The organism is Brevundimonas sp. (genome assembly GCF_032107865.1).
In the GTDB taxonomy this organism is placed as follows: domain Bacteria; phylum Pseudomonadota; class Alphaproteobacteria; order Caulobacterales; family Caulobacteraceae; genus Brevundimonas.
Window position 1 is genome coordinate 1 of sequence record NZ_DAMCNG010000044.1, and the last position, 16,323, is coordinate 16,323.

The 16,323-nt window shown below is 68.0% G+C and carries 16 protein-coding genes; 10 read left to right on the plus strand and 6 right to left on the minus strand.

What is annotated here, in order from left to right:
* The 10 genes from RT567_RS06040 to RT567_RS06085 form a co-directional block, all read left to right on the plus strand.
* The coding region (locus tag RT567_RS06040; protein ID WP_313575020.1) for a metallophosphoesterase family protein at positions 1-1,243 on the plus strand (1,243 nt) is incomplete at its 5' end.
* 77 nt (positions 1,244-1,320) lie between these two features.
* Complete coding sequence (locus RT567_RS06045) at positions 1,321-1,689, plus strand: hypothetical protein (protein WP_313575021.1); 369 nt, start codon at positions 1,321-1,323, stop codon at positions 1,687-1,689.
* A gap of 179 nt (positions 1,690-1,868) precedes the next feature.
* Positions 1,869-2,813: an ACP S-malonyltransferase gene (gene fabD / locus RT567_RS06050; protein WP_313575022.1), complete on the plus strand. Its 945-nt coding sequence runs from the start codon at positions 1,869-1,871 to the stop codon at positions 2,811-2,813.
* Positions 2,814-2,830: 17 nt separating this feature from the next.
* Positions 2,831-3,571, plus strand: coding sequence for a 3-oxoacyl-[acyl-carrier-protein] reductase (gene fabG / locus RT567_RS06055; RefSeq protein ID WP_313575024.1), 741 nt, complete (start codon positions 2,831-2,833; stop codon positions 3,569-3,571).
* Positions 3,572-3,756: 185 nt separating this feature from the next.
* Complete coding sequence (locus tag RT567_RS06060; RefSeq protein ID WP_003165440.1) at positions 3,757-3,996, plus strand: acyl carrier protein; 240 nt, start codon at positions 3,757-3,759, stop codon at positions 3,994-3,996.
* A gap of 118 nt (positions 3,997-4,114) precedes the next feature.
* Positions 4,115-5,395 carry a beta-ketoacyl-ACP synthase II gene (gene fabF, locus RT567_RS06065; RefSeq protein WP_313575026.1) on the plus strand — a complete coding sequence of 427 codons (1,281 nt, stop codon included), beginning with the start codon at positions 4,115-4,117 and terminating at the stop codon, positions 5,393-5,395.
* 1 nt (position 5,396) lies between these two features.
* Positions 5,397-6,590 (plus strand): endolytic transglycosylase MltG, encoded by a 1,194-nt coding sequence (gene mltG, locus RT567_RS06070; protein WP_313575028.1) that lies wholly within the window; start codon positions 5,397-5,399, stop codon positions 6,588-6,590.
* On the plus strand, positions 6,587-7,474 hold the full coding sequence (locus RT567_RS06075; protein ID WP_313575030.1) for a YicC/YloC family endoribonuclease: 888 nt from the start codon (positions 6,587-6,589) through the stop codon (positions 7,472-7,474). The genes mltG and RT567_RS06075 overlap by 4 nt, the downstream gene beginning before the upstream one ends.
* A complete protein-coding gene (gene gmk, locus RT567_RS06080) occupies positions 7,464-8,105 on the plus strand; it encodes a guanylate kinase (RefSeq protein WP_040345659.1) in 642 nt (213 codons plus the stop codon). The genes RT567_RS06075 and gmk overlap by 11 nt, the downstream gene beginning before the upstream one ends.
* 5 nt (positions 8,106-8,110) lie before the next feature.
* Positions 8,111-8,563 (plus strand): nucleoside deaminase, encoded by a 453-nt coding sequence (locus tag RT567_RS06085; protein ID WP_313575031.1) that lies wholly within the window; start codon positions 8,111-8,113, stop codon positions 8,561-8,563.
* A gap of 39 nt (positions 8,564-8,602) precedes the next feature.
* Here RT567_RS06085 and RT567_RS06090 read toward each other — a convergent pair whose 3' ends face one another.
* The 6 genes from RT567_RS06090 to RT567_RS06115 all read right to left on the minus strand — a co-directional run.
* Positions 8,603-9,751, minus strand: a complete 1,149-nt coding sequence (locus RT567_RS06090; protein ID WP_313575033.1) for an aminotransferase class I/II-fold pyridoxal phosphate-dependent enzyme — start codon at positions 9,749-9,751, stop codon at positions 8,603-8,605.
* A complete protein-coding gene (gene rsmA / locus RT567_RS06095) occupies positions 9,748-10,560 on the minus strand; it encodes a 16S rRNA (adenine(1518)-N(6)/adenine(1519)-N(6))-dimethyltransferase RsmA (RefSeq protein ID WP_313575034.1) in 813 nt (270 codons plus the stop codon). The genes RT567_RS06090 and rsmA overlap by 4 nt, the downstream gene beginning before the upstream one ends.
* 8 nt (positions 10,561-10,568) lie before the next feature.
* The gene (pdxA, locus tag RT567_RS06100) at positions 10,569-11,588 is read right to left on the minus strand and encodes a 4-hydroxythreonine-4-phosphate dehydrogenase PdxA (RefSeq protein WP_313575036.1); all 1,020 of its coding nucleotides are present in this window, start codon (positions 11,586-11,588) and stop codon (positions 10,569-10,571) included.
* Positions 11,585-12,946, minus strand: coding sequence for a peptidylprolyl isomerase (locus RT567_RS06105; protein ID WP_313575037.1), 1,362 nt, complete (start codon positions 12,944-12,946; stop codon positions 11,585-11,587). Before RT567_RS06105 ends, pdxA begins: the two co-directional genes overlap by 4 nt.
* A gap of 111 nt (positions 12,947-13,057) precedes the next feature.
* On the minus strand, positions 13,058-15,553 hold the full coding sequence (locus tag RT567_RS06110) for an LPS-assembly protein LptD (RefSeq protein WP_313575039.1): 2,496 nt from the start codon (positions 15,551-15,553) through the stop codon (positions 13,058-13,060).
* A 40-nt stretch (positions 15,554-15,593) separates the two neighbouring features.
* The coding region (locus RT567_RS06115) for an LptF/LptG family permease (protein ID WP_313575041.1) at positions 15,594-16,323 on the minus strand (730 nt) is incomplete at its 5' end.

Here is a 16,323-nt window from a genome sequence, read left to right on the forward strand (position 1 = left end):
CGCCGCCGTCGCCTGGCGCACCGATGCGCGTCAGACCGCCGCCGAGGCTCAGATCGCCGAGGAGATCGACGGCCCCCTGCTGGGCTTCGCCGCCCGCACCGTGGCCGGGACCACGACGCCGATCGAGAACGAGAATGGTCGCGCCCTCTATCATCAGGCGCGCTTTGACGGGCTGAAGCCGGACACGCGCTATGTCTATCGCGTGCGCGCCGCCGACGGCTGGAGCGAATGGCTGCCGTTCCGCACGGCCAAGGCCGAGTTCGCGCCCTTCCGCTTCATCTATCTGGGCGACACCCAGAACGACATTCTGGAGATCGGCTCGCGCGTGATCCGCTCGGCCTTCAAGGAGGCGGGGCCGGCGGCCCTGGTCGTCCATGCGGGCGATCTGGTGGCCCAGCGCGAGGTCAAGGTTCACGACGACGAGTGGGGCGAATGGACCGAGGCCGGCGGTCGCGCCTTCGCCATGACGCCGCAACTGCCCGCTAGCGGCAACCACGAATACGTCGACCACATCCTGCCGAACGGCGAGGAATCGCGCGTCCTGGGGCCGCACTGGCCGCTGCAGTTCGCCCTGCCGGACAACGGCGCCGAGGGGGCCAAGGCCACCAGCTACTACGTCGATTATCAGGGCGTGCGCTTCATCGTGCTGGACGGCACGGCGGCGATCGACCTGGGCGCTGGGGAGAGCCAGACGCGCTGGCTGGACACGGTGCTGGCTGAAAGCCCGGCGCGCTGGAACGTCGCCCTGTTCCACCAGCCGATCTACACCTGCGCCCGGCCCGAGGACACCGAAGAGCTGAAGGCCGCCTGGAAGCCGATCTTCGACGCCCGCAACATCGATCTGGTGCTGCAGGGGCATGACCATTGTTACGGCCGCGTCTCCAACCCCGCGGGGGCCGAGGCCTCGCGCGCCGACAGCGCGGCGGGCCGTCCGCAGGGGCCGGTCTATGTCGTCTCCGTCACCGGCTCCAAGATGTACGGGCTGAACGACCGGGCGGACACGCAGCCGGTGCGCGCGGCCGAGAACACCGAACTGTATCAGCTGATCGACGTCGAGGCGGACCGCCTGTCGTTCCGCGCTTTCACGGCGACGGGCGGGCTGTATGACGCCTTCACGCTGGAACGGCAGGCAGACGGGACGAAGCGGTTGATCGAGACCGAGGATACCCTGCTGGCGCTGCGCCGTTGTGACGGTGCAGCGGGGCCGGACGACCGTCCCTGCACGGCGGAAATCAAGGACTAACGGGGAACTTCGACGCGCGCGGCGGCATTGGCTTGATCAACGGCGACGCTCGTCGCCTTAACGCTCAAGGGGGATTTATGCGTATCACCACCGTGGCCTGCATGGCCGCCTTCGTCGCCCTGGCCGCTTGCGGCAACCCGGCCAAAGGTCAGAACGATCAAGGTCGCTCTCCTGGCGGAGCCTACAAGGTCACGATGATGGACGGGACGACAGTCGACGTCGACCTGAAGGCCGACGGCTCCTTCACCATGTCGGAACCCGGCGGTCCGGTGGCGCGTGAAGGAACGTGGCGTCGCGCCGATGGGCAGTTCTGCCTGAATGATACGGCGCGCCCGCGCGAGGTCTGCATGGATGAAGCGCCTGCGGGCGACAATGGCGGCTTCGACCTCAGCGGGCGAGGCAAGGTGGTGATGCAGTTCCGTCCTATGGCGGCTGCAAGCCGCTGATTGAGACAGAGCGCCCGGCCTGAGCCGTGTCCTGTCGGCCTCAGCGCCTTGCAGCCAAAGTGCTGGATCCCGGCGTCCGCCGGGATGAGCGGGGGTGAAACGGCGGCGTTCTTCTTGCCGTAGGGGAGGGATTCGCCTACCCCTCGCGGCTTGATTCAACGGATGACGGACGATCCCGGATGAGCCTCGCGCTTCTCTTTCCCGGTCAGGGCAGCCAGTCGGTCGGCATGGGCGTCGCCCTGTCCGAGGCCTTCGCCAGCGCGCGCGAGGTCTTCGCCGAGGTGGACGACGCCCTGAACCAGAAGCTGTTCGAGCTGATGCGCGACGGGCCGGAAGATCAGCTGACCCTGACCGAGAACGCCCAGCCGGCCCTGATGGCCGTCTCGGTCGCCACGGCGCGGGTGCTGAAGGTCGAGTTCGGTATTGATGTGGCGCGCGCGGCCTTCGTCGCTGGTCACTCGCTGGGCGAATATTCGGCTCTGGCGGCGGCGGGCGCGATCAGCCTGTCGGACACCGCCCGCCTGCTGAAGCTGCGCGGTCAGGCCATGCAGCGCGCCGTGCCGGTGGGCAAGGGCGCGATGGCTTCGCTGATCGGTCCCAAGACCGACCTGGCGCTGGCTGAAGAAGCGGCCAAGGCCGGTTCGGCCGCTGGCGTCTGCGTCGTCGCCAACGACAACAACAAGGGCAACGTCGTCATCTCGGGCGATAAGGCCGCCGTGGATCTGGCTATCGAAAAGGCCAAGGAACTGGGCGCGCGCGCCATTCCGCTGAACGTTTCGGCGCCCTTCCACTGCCCGCTGATGCAGCCCGCCGCCGATGAGATGGCCGCCGCTCTGGCTGACGCGAAGATCATCGCGCCCGCCGTTTCGGTGGTCGCCAACGTCACCGCCCGGCCGGAAACCGACGCCGAGGTCATCCGCCGCCTGCTGGTCGAGCAGGTGACGGGCCGCGTGCGCTGGCGCGAGAGCATGGAGTGGATGGCCTCTGAAGGCGGCGTGACCCGCTTCGTCGAGGTCGGCTCGGGCAAGGTGCTGACCGGCATGGTCAAGCGCATCGCCCCCGACGTCGAGACTCTGGCGCTGAATACGGCCGAAGAGCTGGAAGCCTTCGCCAAGTCGCTCTGAACAGACAGGAAGAAACCATGTTCAATCTTTCGGGAAAGACCGCCCTCGTGACCGGCGCGACCGGCGGCATCGGCGGGGCCATTGCGCGCTCGCTGCACGCTCAGGGCGCGACTGTCGTCCTGTCCGGCACGCGCGAGGCCGTGCTGGCGGACCTGGCCAAGGAACTGGGTGAGCGCGCCTTCTTCGCCGCCGCCAACCTGTCGGATGCGGAATCGGTCGACGGTCTGGTCGCGCGCGCTGAAGAAGCCGCAGGCGCTCCGCTGGACATCCTGGTCGCCAACGCGGGCATCACCAAGGACGGCCTGCTGATGCGGATGAAGGACGAGGACTTCCAGTCCGTCATCCAGATCAATCTGGAGAGCTATTTCCGCCTGACCCGCGCGGCGGTGAAGGGGATGATGAAGCGCCGTTCGGGCCGCATCATCGGCATCACCTCGGTGGTCGGCGTCACCGGCAACCCCGGCCAGACCAACTATTCCGCCTCCAAGGCCGGGATGATCGGCTTCTCCAAGTCGCTGGCCCAGGAAGTCGGTTCGCGGGGGATCACGGTCAACTGCATCGCGCCGGGCTTCATCGCCTCGCCGATGACCGACGTGCTGAACGACCAGCAGCGCGAGGCCATCCTGTCGAAGATTCCGGCCGGACGCCTGGGCGCAGGCGACGAAATCGCCTCGGCCGCCGTCTATCTGTCGTCGGATGAAGCGGCCTACGTCACCGGCCAGACCCTGCACGTCAACGGCGGCATGGCGATGATCTGAACCCGTTGTGCGGCGTCATCACGACGCGCAACAGACTATTTCCCCGCCGTCACCCTGTGCTAAAGGGCACGAACGTCTTTCGGGGGTGAGTCTCATTGAGGCTTGCGCCCGGCAGGCAGCCGTGACACGGCGAAACAACCCAAGACCCGCCTTCACGGCGATTTCAAACAGGCAGAGAGACACTCATGTCCGACACCCTCGAACGCGTCCGCAAGATCGTGATCGACCACCTGGACGCCGATCCGGACAAGGTCACCGAGAAGGCTTCCTTCATCGACGACCTGGGCGCCGACTCGCTCGACAACGTCGAACTGGTCATGGCCTTCGAAGAAGAATTCGACGTCGAAATCCCGGATGACGCCGCCGAGCACATCCAGACCGTCGGCGACGCGGTGAAGTTCATCGACGAGAAGCTGGCCGCCTGATCCGGCTGCGATTCGTCGCACTTACCAGCTGATGGCCGCCGTGACGGACCCCTAGCGGGACCGTCCGGCGGCCATTAGTCTTTCTGGCTACGATTCTGACCAAGAAGGAGCGCGAACCATGCGCCGCGTCGTCATCACGGGCCTTGGCCTGGTCACTCCGCTCGGTTCGGGCGTCGAGCACGTCTGGCAGGGCATCCTGGATGGTCGTTCGGGCATCCGTCCGATCACGGCCTTCGACACCGAAGGCTACGGTTGCACGATCGCGGGCGAAGTCCCCAGCGTCGACGGACGCGGCGGCGGCGAACCTGGTCAGCCGGGCGTCTTTGACCCCGATCAGGTGATGTCGGCCAAGGACCGCAAGCGCGTCGACGACTTCATCCTGTACGCCATCGCGGCGGCGGACGAGGCGCTGGCGGACGCCAACTGGAAGCCGGAATCGGAAGACGACAAGGAAGCGACCGGCGTCATGGTCGGTTCGGGCATCGGCGGCCTGGGCCCCATCGCCGACACCGCCATCGTGCTGAAGGAACAGGGCCCGCGCCGGGTCAGCCCCTTCTTCATCCCCTCGGCCCTGATCAACCTGGCGTCCGGCCAGATTTCGATCCGCCACGGCCTGAAGGGTCCGAACCATTCGGTCGTCACGGCCTGCGCCACCGGCGCCCACGCCATCGGCGACGCGGCCCGGATGATCGCGCTGGGCGACGCCGACGTCATGGTGGCGGGCGGCGCCGAAAGCTCGGTCGTGCCGATCGGCATCGCGGGCTTCCTGGCCTGCAAGGCGCTGTGCACCGCCTACAACGACACGCCGGAGAAGGCCTCGCGTCCCTATGACCGCGGCCACGCGGGCTTCGTCATGGGCGAGGGCGCGGGCGTCATGGTTCTGGAAGAATACGAACACGCCAAGGCGCGCGGCGCCAAGATCTACGCCGAGGTCGTCGGCTACGGCATGAGCGGCGACGCCTATCACATCACCGCCCCGTCGGAAGACGGCGACGGCGGCCTGCGGGCCATGAAGATGGCGTTGAAGCGCGCCGGGATGCAGCCGTCCGACCTCGATTACGTCAACACCCACGGCACCTCGACCATGGCCGACTGGATCGAGCTGAAGGCGGTCGAGCGTCTGGTCGGCGACCACGCCAAGGATCTGGCTGTGTCGTCCACCAAGTCGATGACAGGCCACTTGCTGGGCGCCGCCGGGGCGATCGAAAGCATCTTCTCGGTCCTGGCCATTCGCGACCAGATGGCGCCGCCGACCATCAATCTGGACGATCCTGAGATGGAGACGCCGATTGACCTGATCCCGCACAAGGGCAAGGCCAAGAAGATCGATGTGGCGATGTCCAACAGCTTCGGCTTCGGCGGCACCAATGCAGCCGTGATCTTCAAGAAGGTCGACTGATTTGGCCAAGGCTCCGCCCCCCCGCACCCCCAAGGTTCGCATTCCCAAGTCGCGCGTTCCGAAAAAGGGCGGCGGGGGCGGGGCGGGCCGTTCTGGCCTCGGCGTCGGCCTGATTACCGCCGCCGGGACGCTGGGACTGTTCCTGGTCGCGGCTCTGGTGGCGTTCTGGGCCATCTACTGGGGACCGGGACCGAAGGCGGCGGAAGGCGAGGCGACGGTCGTCACCCTGCCGTCCGGGGCGGGCGTTCCGGCCATTGCGGCTAATCTGAAATCGGCGGGCGTGATCCGCTCCACCGACCTGTTCCGCGCGGCGATCAGCTTGACCGGCGCGGACCGCAAGATCCGCGCGGGCGAATATGAGGTGCCGTCGGGCGCCTCTCTGGCGACGGTGGTGGGCCTGCTGGTCGACGGCAAGGCGGTGCGCCACTACGTGACCCTGCCCGAGGGCTGGTCCAGCGCCCAGGCGGTCGACATCCTGATGAAGCAGCCGGTCCTGACCGGCGAGGTCGAGGTTCCGCCCGAGGGCAGCCTGTGGCCGGAAACCTATGAGGTCACGCGCGGCGAGACCCGCGCCGCCGTCGTCGCTCGGATGCAGCGCGCGGCCAAGACCAAGCTGGAAACGCTGTGGGCCGCCCGCTCGCCCGCCACGGTGGTCACGACGCCGGAAGAGGCCGTCATCCTGGCCTCCATCGTCGAGAAGGAGACGGGCATCGCCTCCGAACGGCCCGAGGTGGCGGCCGTCTTCACCAACCGCCTGCGGTTGGGGATGCGGCTGGAGAGCGATCCGACCATCGTCTACGGCGTGACCAAGGGGCGGCCGCTGGGACGCGGCATCCTGCTGTCGGAACTGCGTAATCCGACGCCGTGGAACACCTATCTGATCGACGGCCTGCCGCCGACGCCCATCGCCAATCCGGGCGAGGAGGCGCTGAAGGCCGTGCTGAACCCGCCGCGTTCGGAATACGTCTTCTTCGTCGCCGACGGCACGGGCGGCCACGTCTTCGCTCGCACCTATCAGGAGCATCTGCTGAACGTGGCGCGCTGGCGCGAGATCGAGCGCCGTAAGGCCGGTCTGGCGGTGGGCGAAACCGCGCCGGAGACTTCGCCTGCGCCGATGACGGACGAGGCGGCCCCGGCCATCGCCATTCCGCCGGGCGCCAAGGTCATTCGCGTGCCGACGGAGGCCGGACGATGAGTTCTTCCATTTCAGGCATGACTGGCTTTGGCCGGGCCGACGGAGCGCTGGACGGCTGGACCTGGACGGTCGAGGCGCGCTCGGTCAACGGGCGCTCGCTGGAGACGCGCTATCGCGGCCCGCACGGTTTCGACAATCTGGAGCGGCTGGCCAAGGCGGCGGCTCAGACGCGGCTGAACCGGGGGCAGGTGACGCTGGGCCTTCAGGCCAAGCGCGCCGAGGGGACCGAGCCCGCGCCGCGCGTCAATGAAGCGGTGCTGACGACCTATCTGCGGCTGGCCAACCAGTTGGCGGAGGAGGGGGCGACCCCGCCCTCGGCAGACGGCCTGCTGGCCCTGCGCGGCGTCATCGAGGTCGCCGAAGAGGACGAGGACGCGGAAGGCCGCGCCGCCCTTGAGGCCGCCATGGCTGCCACGGTCGAACAGGCGCTGGATGCGCTGAAGGCGTCGCGCTTGCGCGAAGGCGAGCAACTGACGCCGGTGATCCATGACTTCATCGGGACTATTGAGGCCCTGGTCGCGCGCGCCGAACTGGAAGCGTCGGCTCAGGTCGAGGCCATCCGCGAGCGCTTCACTCGCCGCATCAGCGAACTGGCCCCCGACGCGCCGGGTCTGGACGAGCGCGTCTTCCTTGAGGCCGCGGCGCTGGCGACCAAGGCCGACGTGCGCGAGGAGCTGGACCGGCTGACGGCCCATGTCGCCTCGGCCCGCGCACTGTTGCAGCAACCCCCCGCCGGTCGAAAACTCGACTTCCTGATGCAGGAATTCATGCGCGAGGCGAACACCCTCTGCTCGAAATCCGCTACGACCGCGCTCACCGGAATCGGCCTGGAGTTGAAGGCCGTCATCGAGCAGCTTCGAGAACAAGTTCAGAATGTCGAATAACCGCACCCCCCGCCGTGGCGTCCTGCTGATCGTGGCCAGTCCGTCGGGGGCCGGAAAGACCTCGCTGTGCCGCCGTCTGATGGCTGACCACAAGGGGCTGGAGCTGTCGGTCTCCATGACCACCCGCGACATCCGTCCGGGCGAGGTGGACGGCCGCGACTACAACTTCGTCAGCAAGGAGCAATTCCAGCGCCTGGTCGACGCCGACGCCTTCCTGGAATGGGCCGACGTGCACGGCAACCGTTACGGCAGCCCGGCGGCGCCGGTCGAGCGCGCTCTGGCCGAGGGCCGCGACGTCCTGTTCGACATCGACTGGCAGGGCGCCCGCGACGTGGCCGCCAAATGCCCCGGCGACGCCGTGCGGGTCTTCATCCTGCCGCCCAGCCTTGAGGAACTGCGCCGCCGTCTGGTGACGCGCTCTCAGGACGCCGAGGACGTGATCGAGCGCCGCGTCGCCAACGCCAAGGGCGAGATCGAGCACTGCGACGACTTCGACTATGTGCTGGTCAATGAGGACTTCGACCGGTCCTACGCCGAACTGGCCCACATCTATCACGCCGAACGCAGCCGCCGTCACCGCAACCTGTGGGTCGACGGTTACAAGCAGGCCCTGCTGAAGGAAGTGGTCTGACGCCCATGACCGAGGCCGAACACCGCCGCTGGCTGACCCAGGCCGTCGATCTGGCGCTGGAGAACGTCAGGGCGGGCGGTCGGCCGTTCGGTGCGGTTCTGGTCAAGGACGGCGCCTTGATCGCCAGCGGCGTCAACCGGATGCTGGCGACGAACGATCCCAGTTCACACGCCGAGATGGAGGCCCTGCGTCAGGCGGGGCCGGCGCTGGGCGGCGTCGATATGACGGGGGCGGTGCTCTACGCCAGCGGCCATCCGTGCCCGATGTGTCTGGCGGCGGCGGTGATGACGCGGGTCAGCGCCGTCTGGTACGCCTTCAGCAATGCGGACGCCGAGCCTTACGGCTTCTCCAGCGCGGCGACCTATCAGGCGCTGGGCGTGACGCTGGACCCGCCGCCCTTGCCGTTGACGCAGTTGGACGCGCCCGGTCGGACGGCGGCGATGCTTTACGCAGGCTGATGATCCCCGGCGCAAGGCCGGGGATGACGGATCAGCGGGTCAGCCCTGCGCCGCTTCATCGGTGCGGGCGGCGAAGAAGGGCTTCAAACGGGCCAGGGCGTCTTCGATCTCGGGCGTCGAGACGGCGAAGCTGAAGCGGATGAAGCGGTGGCCATTGACCGGGTCGAAGTCGACGCCCGGCGCCGTGGCTACGCCCGTCTCACGCACCAGCTTCTCGCAGAAGGCCATGCTGTCGTTCGTCAGGTGGCCGATGTCCGCATAGATGTAGAAGGCGCCGTCCGGCGGCGCGATCGAGCGCAGGCCCATGGCGGGCAGGGCTTCCAGCATCAACTCGCGGTTGGCGCGATAGACGTCGATGTTGGCTTCCAACTCTTCCTCGCAGTCCATGGCGGCCAGGCCTGCGAACTGGCTGAGCGTCGGCGGCGTCAGGAACATGTTGCCCATGCGCGCGCGGGCCTGCTGGATCTCTTCTTCCGGCAGGATCAGCCAGCCGAGGCGCCAACCCGCCATGCTCCAGTATTTGGAGAAGCTGTTCACCACCATGGCCTTGTCGTCGAACTGCAGCATGCAGGGCGTGTCGTGGCCGTAGGTGATGCCGTGATAGATCTCGTCCGAGATGATGCTGATGTTGCGCTCGCGGCAGACCTCGACGATGGCCTTCAACTCGTCCTCGGCGATGATGGTGCCGGTCGGGTTGGCGGGGCTGGCGATGATGACGCCCTGGGGCGCCGGGTCCAGATCGCGCAGGGCCTTGGCTGTCAGCTGGAAGCGCACGTCGGGGCCGCAGTCGATTTCCTGCGGGACGATGTGCAGGGCCTTCATCGTGTTGCGATAGGCGACATAGCCGGGCCGGGCGATGGCCACGCGGTCGCCGGGGGCGAAGCGCATGTTCAGCGCCACCACCAGGGCGGGCGAGGCGCCGGCCGTCATGATGACGCGCTCGGGGTCGATGACGACGCCGTAGCGATCCTTGTACAGCTTGGCCACGCGGGCGCGCAGCAGGGGGCTTTCCCAATAGCCGCCGGCCTCGGCGTCGATCACGCGGTGCGCCTCGGCGATGGCGCGGCTGGGCGCGCCGGTCGAGGGCTGGCCGAACTCCATGTGGATGACCGACTGGCCTTCGGCCTTCATCGCATGGGCGATTCGGCTGATGGCGATGGCGCGGAAGGGTTCGATTTCTACTGTCATGTCAAAGCGTCGGCCAATCTGAGGAAGCCCGCCACGTCGATGGTCTCGGCGCGGGCGTCGGGTTCGATTCCAGCAGCTTCGCACAGGGCGGCGCCGCCAAGTTGTTTCAGGCTGGAGCGCAGCATCTTGCGACGCTGGCCGAAGGCGGCCGCCGTGACCCGTTCCAGCCGCTTCAGACGGTCGGGGGCGGGGCGCTCAGCGAACGGTATCAGATGCACCACGGCCGAGGCCACCTTGGGCGGCGGGGTGAAGGCGGCGGCGGGCAGATGCATGACGATGCGCGCCTCGGCCACGGCCTGGGTGATGACGGCCAGGCGGCCATAGGCGTCCTCGCCCGGCTGGGCCACCACGCGCTCGGCGACTTCCTTCTGGAACATCAGGGTCAGGGCGCACGGCGTCCACGGACCCGTCAGCCATTTGATCAGCAGCGGCGTGCCGACGTTGTAGGGCAGGTTGGAGACCAGATGCGCCGGTCCCTCGACCAGTTCGGCTTCCTTCACCTTCAGGGCGTCGGCCTCGACGATGGTCAGGCGGTCCGCGCCGTCGTCCAGTTCGGACAGCAGGGGGATGAAGCGCGGATCCTTCTCGACCAGCACGACCTTGCCCGCGTCGCTTTCCAGCAGGGCGCGGGTCAGGCCGCCGGGGCCGGGACCGACCTCGATGACGGCGCGGCCATCGAACGGTCCGGCGTAGCGGGCGATCTTCCGCGTGACGTTGAGATCCAGCAGGAAGTGCTGGCCGAAGCTCTTCTTGGCCGACAGGCCGTGGGCGTCGAGCGTTTCACGCAGGGAGGGCAGATGATCGGTCACGAGGCCTGTTAGCGCGCCGAGCGGGCGGACGCCATCTCAGAAGCCAGTCGGACGGCGGCGATGAAGCTGTCGGCGCGGGCGACGCCCTTGCCGGCGATGTCGAAGCCGGTGCCGTGATCGGGCGAGGTGCGGACGATGGGCAGGCCCAGCGTGGCGTTGACCCCGCCCCAGAAGTCCAGCGTCTTCACCGGGATCAGCGCCTGATCGTGATAGAGGCAGACCACGGCGTCGTAACGCGCCCGCGCCTCTTCGTGGAACAGGGTGTCGGCGGGCAGGGGATCGGTGATGTTCAGTCCCTCGGCGCGCAGGGCCTCGGCGGCGGGGCGCAGCACCGTGACCTCTTGCAGGCCGATGGCGCCGCCTTCGCCTGCGTGGGGATTCAGGGCGGCCATGGCTAGGCGCGGCGCGCTGATGCCGAAATCGCGCTTCATCGATTCGTGGACGACGCGGGCGACGCGAGCGACGCGCTCGCCCGTCACCAGTTCGGGCAACTGGTCGATCGGCACATGGATGGTGACGAGGCAGGCGCGCAGGTTCTGGGCCGTCAGCATCATCACCGGGCCGCGTGTGCCGTTGAAGGGGACATCGGCGGTCAGTTCGGCGATGAACTCGGTGTGGCCGGGAAAGCGGAAGCCGGAGGCGTACATGGGCGCCTTGGCGATGGGCGCCGTCACCAGACCGCACCCTTCGCCGGACAGCACCAGGTCGACGCCGCGCTCGATCCAGTCGGCCACGGCGACGGCGTTGGCGGGTTCAGGCTGGCCCGCCGTCACGGGCGCGGGGGCCGGATGGTGCAGGACGGGGATGGCGCGGCTGAAAACAGTCACGGCGTCCGATGGGCTGAGCACGGCCTCGACCGGCTGGCCCTGAGCCTTCAGCACATCGGCGTCGCCGACCACGACGAAGGGCACGACCGGCGGCAGGGGGCCGGGCGCGGAGCCCAGCACCGACCAGGCGCGCGCGATGATTTCCGGCCCCACCCCGGCGGGGTCGCCCATCGTGACGATGAGCGGCCGGACCATCGTCATTGCTTGATTTCGATCAGTGCGTCGGCCCGCAGGTCGCGCAGATAGCGGCGGCCCAGCATGGCGTAGTTCTGGTTCTGGAGGCGGGCTTCGACCTGTTGCGCCGAGGGGGCGTCAGGACCGCCCAGGCGGCGATCGCAGACGGCCAGCAGGTGGACGCCCAGCGGGGTGCGGACGGCGGTGCTGACCGAACCGATTTCGGCCGAGCGGGCGACCTGCTGGAACTGCGGCAGCAGGTCGGCGATGTCGCTTTCGCCCAGATCGGCGCCGAGCAGGCCCGGTTCCGAACGCGCGCGGGTCAGGATGTTGTCGCAGGTCAGCTGGCCGCGCAGGGCCTCGAGACGTTGGGTTGCGGCGGCGACCTGGGCCTCATCGGCGTTTTCAGGCAGTTCGGCCATGACCTGCTTCATCTTGACCATGCTGGTCGAGGCGCCCGAACGCTTGTCGCGCATGTACAGGATGTAAACGCCGCCATCGACCGGGATGGGATTCGAGAGCTGGCCGGTCTCCAGCGTGTCCATAACCGTTTGCAGCGCGGGCTGGACCGTGCCTTGAACCACCCAGCCGGCGTCGCCGCCGCGGGCGGCCGAGGGGGCGGCCGAGAACTGGCGCGCCACGGCCATGAAGGGGGCGCCCTGGATCATCTGCTGCACCAGTTGGCGCGCGCCGTTCACGGCCTCCTGCATGCCGCCGACGCGGGCGGCCTCCAGGTAGATTTCACCGATCAGATATTGAGGCTTGGTCGCCGATTCGGTCATCTGACGCATAGTCTGATCGACCTGGCTCTTGCCGACGCGGGCGCGATCGCGGAAACGGCCGCCGACCAGTTCGCGCCAGCCGATCTCGGTGCGCAGCTGCTCGCGAAAGGCAGGGATGCTGATCCCGCCCTGTTCCAGGAAGTTGATGTAGCTGGCCGGAGTGGCGCCCGCCTGGCGGGCCATGTCGGCGATTTCCTGATCGATTTCAGCGTCGCCGATCTTGAGCTGCTCGAACTTGGTCAGTTCAGCGGCTTGCAGGTGTTGGTCGATCAGGTCGTTCAGCGCCTGTTGCTGGATGGCGCCGATGTTTTCCTCAGTCGGTTGCACCTGGGTCATGGCCATCAGCACCAGCATCCGCTGGCGCAGGTCGAAGCCGGTGATGATGCGATCGTTGACCGTGGCGATGATGCCGTCAGACAGGCGGAACTGCGGCGCAGGGGCCGTGCGCTGAGGCGCTTCCTCAGCGGCGGGGTTCAGCGCGCCGGCGGCCGGAACCTGAGGGGCGGCCTGGGCGGCGGGCGCAGGCGTGGTCTGCGCCGAGGAAGGCTCCACGGCGGCCACGACCATAAGGGCGGCCAGGGCGGCTCCCGTAGAGTAACGCATCAAACCCATCGTCAGTCCTGATTCCCTAAAGCGGTCCCGAGCCGGTCGGCGGCGTTGGCCGCGCCACAGCGCCAAGGCGCACGTTCCACTAAGCCGCAATGCGCGCCCTGCCTACCGCATATCATTGCGATCATAGCCTGAAGACCCAAAAGTGGCGAGGTTAAGACGGATGTAAACGCCTTCCGCCGGGCCGGTTGGCCGAACGCGCGTGTTGTCGCGGCGCCAGCCCAGTTCGATGCGGAAGCAGTCGTCGTCGTACAACAGGCCCACCTCGGACCGGGTGACGATGTCGCGTTCCAGATCGGCGATCCCCGTCACCGCCACGCCCCAGTTGCCGTAGACGAATTGGTGGCCGGAGAGCTGGACGAACTCGTAGTTGCGGTTTTCCGGGCCGTCCAAGGGGTTCGAGTGGTCCACGATATAGCTCAGGCTGGCCAGGTTCCGGCGCCCCCAACGGCCGTCCACGGTCGCCTCAGCGCGGCGAATTTCGCCATTGCCGTCGATGGTGGCGTGGAACCAGCCGCGCATGCGATCGGAGGGGTTGAACGATCCCTGAACCACCCAGTCCGATGTCCGGCTGGCCAGACCCGAGGGGTCATAGAGGCGCGTCGGATCGTCCGGAATCGGCGTCAGATATTCGTCCTGATCGTCGGCGCGCATGCTGCGGCCGATGAACAGACTGGCCGAGCGCACCTCGTCCCAGTGCAAGGTGGCGCGCGCCCCCGCCGTGAAGCGCAAGCCGCCTTCCAACAGGTCGTAGCCGGGGAAGCGATCCATGCGGAACAGGGACAGGTGGTCCAATTCCGTGATCTGGCTGTCTTCGTTGGGAATACGCCGGTCCAGGTCCGCCTTGTTGGAGATCGACAACTGGGCCATCGGCTCCAGGATCAGGTCCGACGAGGCGCTGAGGCGGCGATACAGTGGGTAGCTGACGTCGACCCCGGCGCTGGCGCGGGCGCGGGTGTAGGTCTCGTTCTCGACCCCCATGGCGGGCGGCAGGTCGTCCACCGAATAGACGTCGGCGCGCAGGTCCACGAACGGCTCCCAGCGCACGCCGATGGGCGAGATCATCGCCCGGCGCCATTCGGCCTGGCCGGTGACGCGACGGCTGTCGACGCCGGGCAGGCCGTCGGTCGGACCGCCCGGAATCAGTTCGGGCGCCAGGGTGGGGAAGCCGACATAGGCGTCGCGGGTCAGGGCCACGGCCGAACCGCGCAGGCGCAAGCGTCCGCCGAAGACAGGGCCTTCCGGTTCCCACCGCGCCTCGATCAGGGGCGCCACCAGAGGCAGGGTCTTGTCGTCCTCGAAGACGTTCAGCGCCGGGGTGACGGGGTCGAACTGGGCCACCCGCAGGCTCTGCATGGTGAAGGCTGCGACGGACAGATAGGAACGCTTGGTCTGACGCTCGGCGTAGATCTGGCTGATCAGGCGGCGGCTGTCGCCGTAGTAGAGGCCGTTGTCCTGATAGGCGTCGCGCACGTCATAACGGTCGAACAGGGTCTTGTCCGACACGCGCTCGGCCGTGAAGCCCCAGCGCCACGGGCCGTCGGGATCGAAGGCGCCGTGAGCCAGCAGATAGCTGCGGGTCGTCCTGTCGCCGAAGCGGACGTTGCTCTCGGCGTCGCCGTCGCCATCCAGGTCGAAGTCGCCGAAGCTGCGGCCGTAGGTGGCGCCGCCGCGGGCCACGATCATGCCGTCGGCGAACCGCTTGCGCCATTGCAGGTTCAGCAGCGGCGCGACCTTGGTGTTGAACTGCGGGCTGACCAGCACGTCCTCGGACGGCGAGATGACGTGCAGATAGGGAAGCTCGAGCGAGACGCCCCGGCCGGCCTGATAGTCGCCCCACGGCACAAGGAAGCCCGAGGCGCGATCGACCGTCGGATCGGGGTGCGAGAAGGCGGGCAGGTAGAAGATCGGCACCCCGCCCAGACGGAACACCACGTCACGATACAGGATCGCGCGCAGTTCTTCGTTCTGCACCGCCTTGGAAGCCTGGATGGAGACGCTGGGCGTCTTGGTCGCGCCGTCCACGGTGCAGATGGGGCAGGGGGTGAAGATGACGCGGTTCAGTTCGCTGACCGTCTCGGAGCGGCGCACGGCGGTGGCGGCCATCAGGCTGGAACCGTTCGACAGGCGCGTGGCCAGGTCGACGGCCACGCCCGCCTTGAGGTCAGAATCGAGCTCGATACGCTCGGCGTGAACGACCGAGCCGTCGGGCGCCGTCAGTTCGGCGTCGCCCGAGGCCGTGGCGACCTGGCTTTGCAGGTCATAGGTGACGTCCTGCGCGCGCAGGCTGTGGTCCTGGAACCGGGCCATGACCCGATCCTCGGCCGAGCCCTGGGCCGAGACGACGTCGCCCTGACGCTGGGCGGAATCCGCATCCACGAAGACGGCGTCGGGCGTCAGGCCGTCCGCGCCCGGCGTTTGAGGCGTTGATTGGGGCGCTTGGGCGGTCGCTGTCTGCGTTGCAGCCGAGGCGGGCGTCGTCTGGGCCTGGGCGGCCTGGGCGAACGCCAGCTGAGACAGGGGCGCGCCTATGACCAACGCCGCGCCGGTCAGCAGCCGAAGGCGCAGGGCTCCCATGCGGGGGAGACGGCGATGGGTCATGCGGTGTCCACTCATTACCGGCCGGGCGGAAACCGCTCGATTAGCCGTCTTCAGTATAGAACAGCAAGGTGAAGGCGGCGAGAGCCGTCAATATAGGCGGCAACCAAGCAGCGACGATCGGGGGAACGACCTCGGCCGAGCCCATCGCCGAAGAGAACTGATTCAGGAAGAAGAAGGCGAAGCCCAGCACCACGGCGGCCACCGTCATCCGCGCCAGATCGCCCAGCCGCATCAACCGCAGCGAGAAGGCGGCCGCCAGAATCGACATGGCGCCGAAGATCAGCGGCGTGGCCAGAAGCTGTTGCAGCCGCAGTTGATAAGCCGTCGAGGCGAAGCCCGCGTCCTCGATCCGGCGAATCTGGTTGGGCAGGGACCAGAAGGGCGTCGACTGCGGACGGGCGAAGCGCTGGAAGGCCTCTTCGTCGGCCAGGTTGGACGGCAGGTCGAGGGTGGCGTAGCGCACCGCCCGCTGGCCCGTCTGTGCGCCTGCCGCGTCGGTCAGACGCCAGCGACCGGCGTTGAGCGTGGCGGTGGCGGCGTCGATCCGCTCGGTGAAGACGCGGCGGCCGGTCGAGGTCGTGGTGTAGATGAAGAAGGTCGCGTCCAGCAGGCGTCCGCTGGCCTGCTCCTGACGGCCGCCGCGAATGATCATCTGACGGTTGGCGTCGCCTTCGCGCAGCCAGACCGCCTCGCCCGATTCGCTGCCGGGGACCGAACCGGAGATGCGCGCGCGCTCACGCTGCCAGATGCCGTCGCCGGCCGCCGCCATC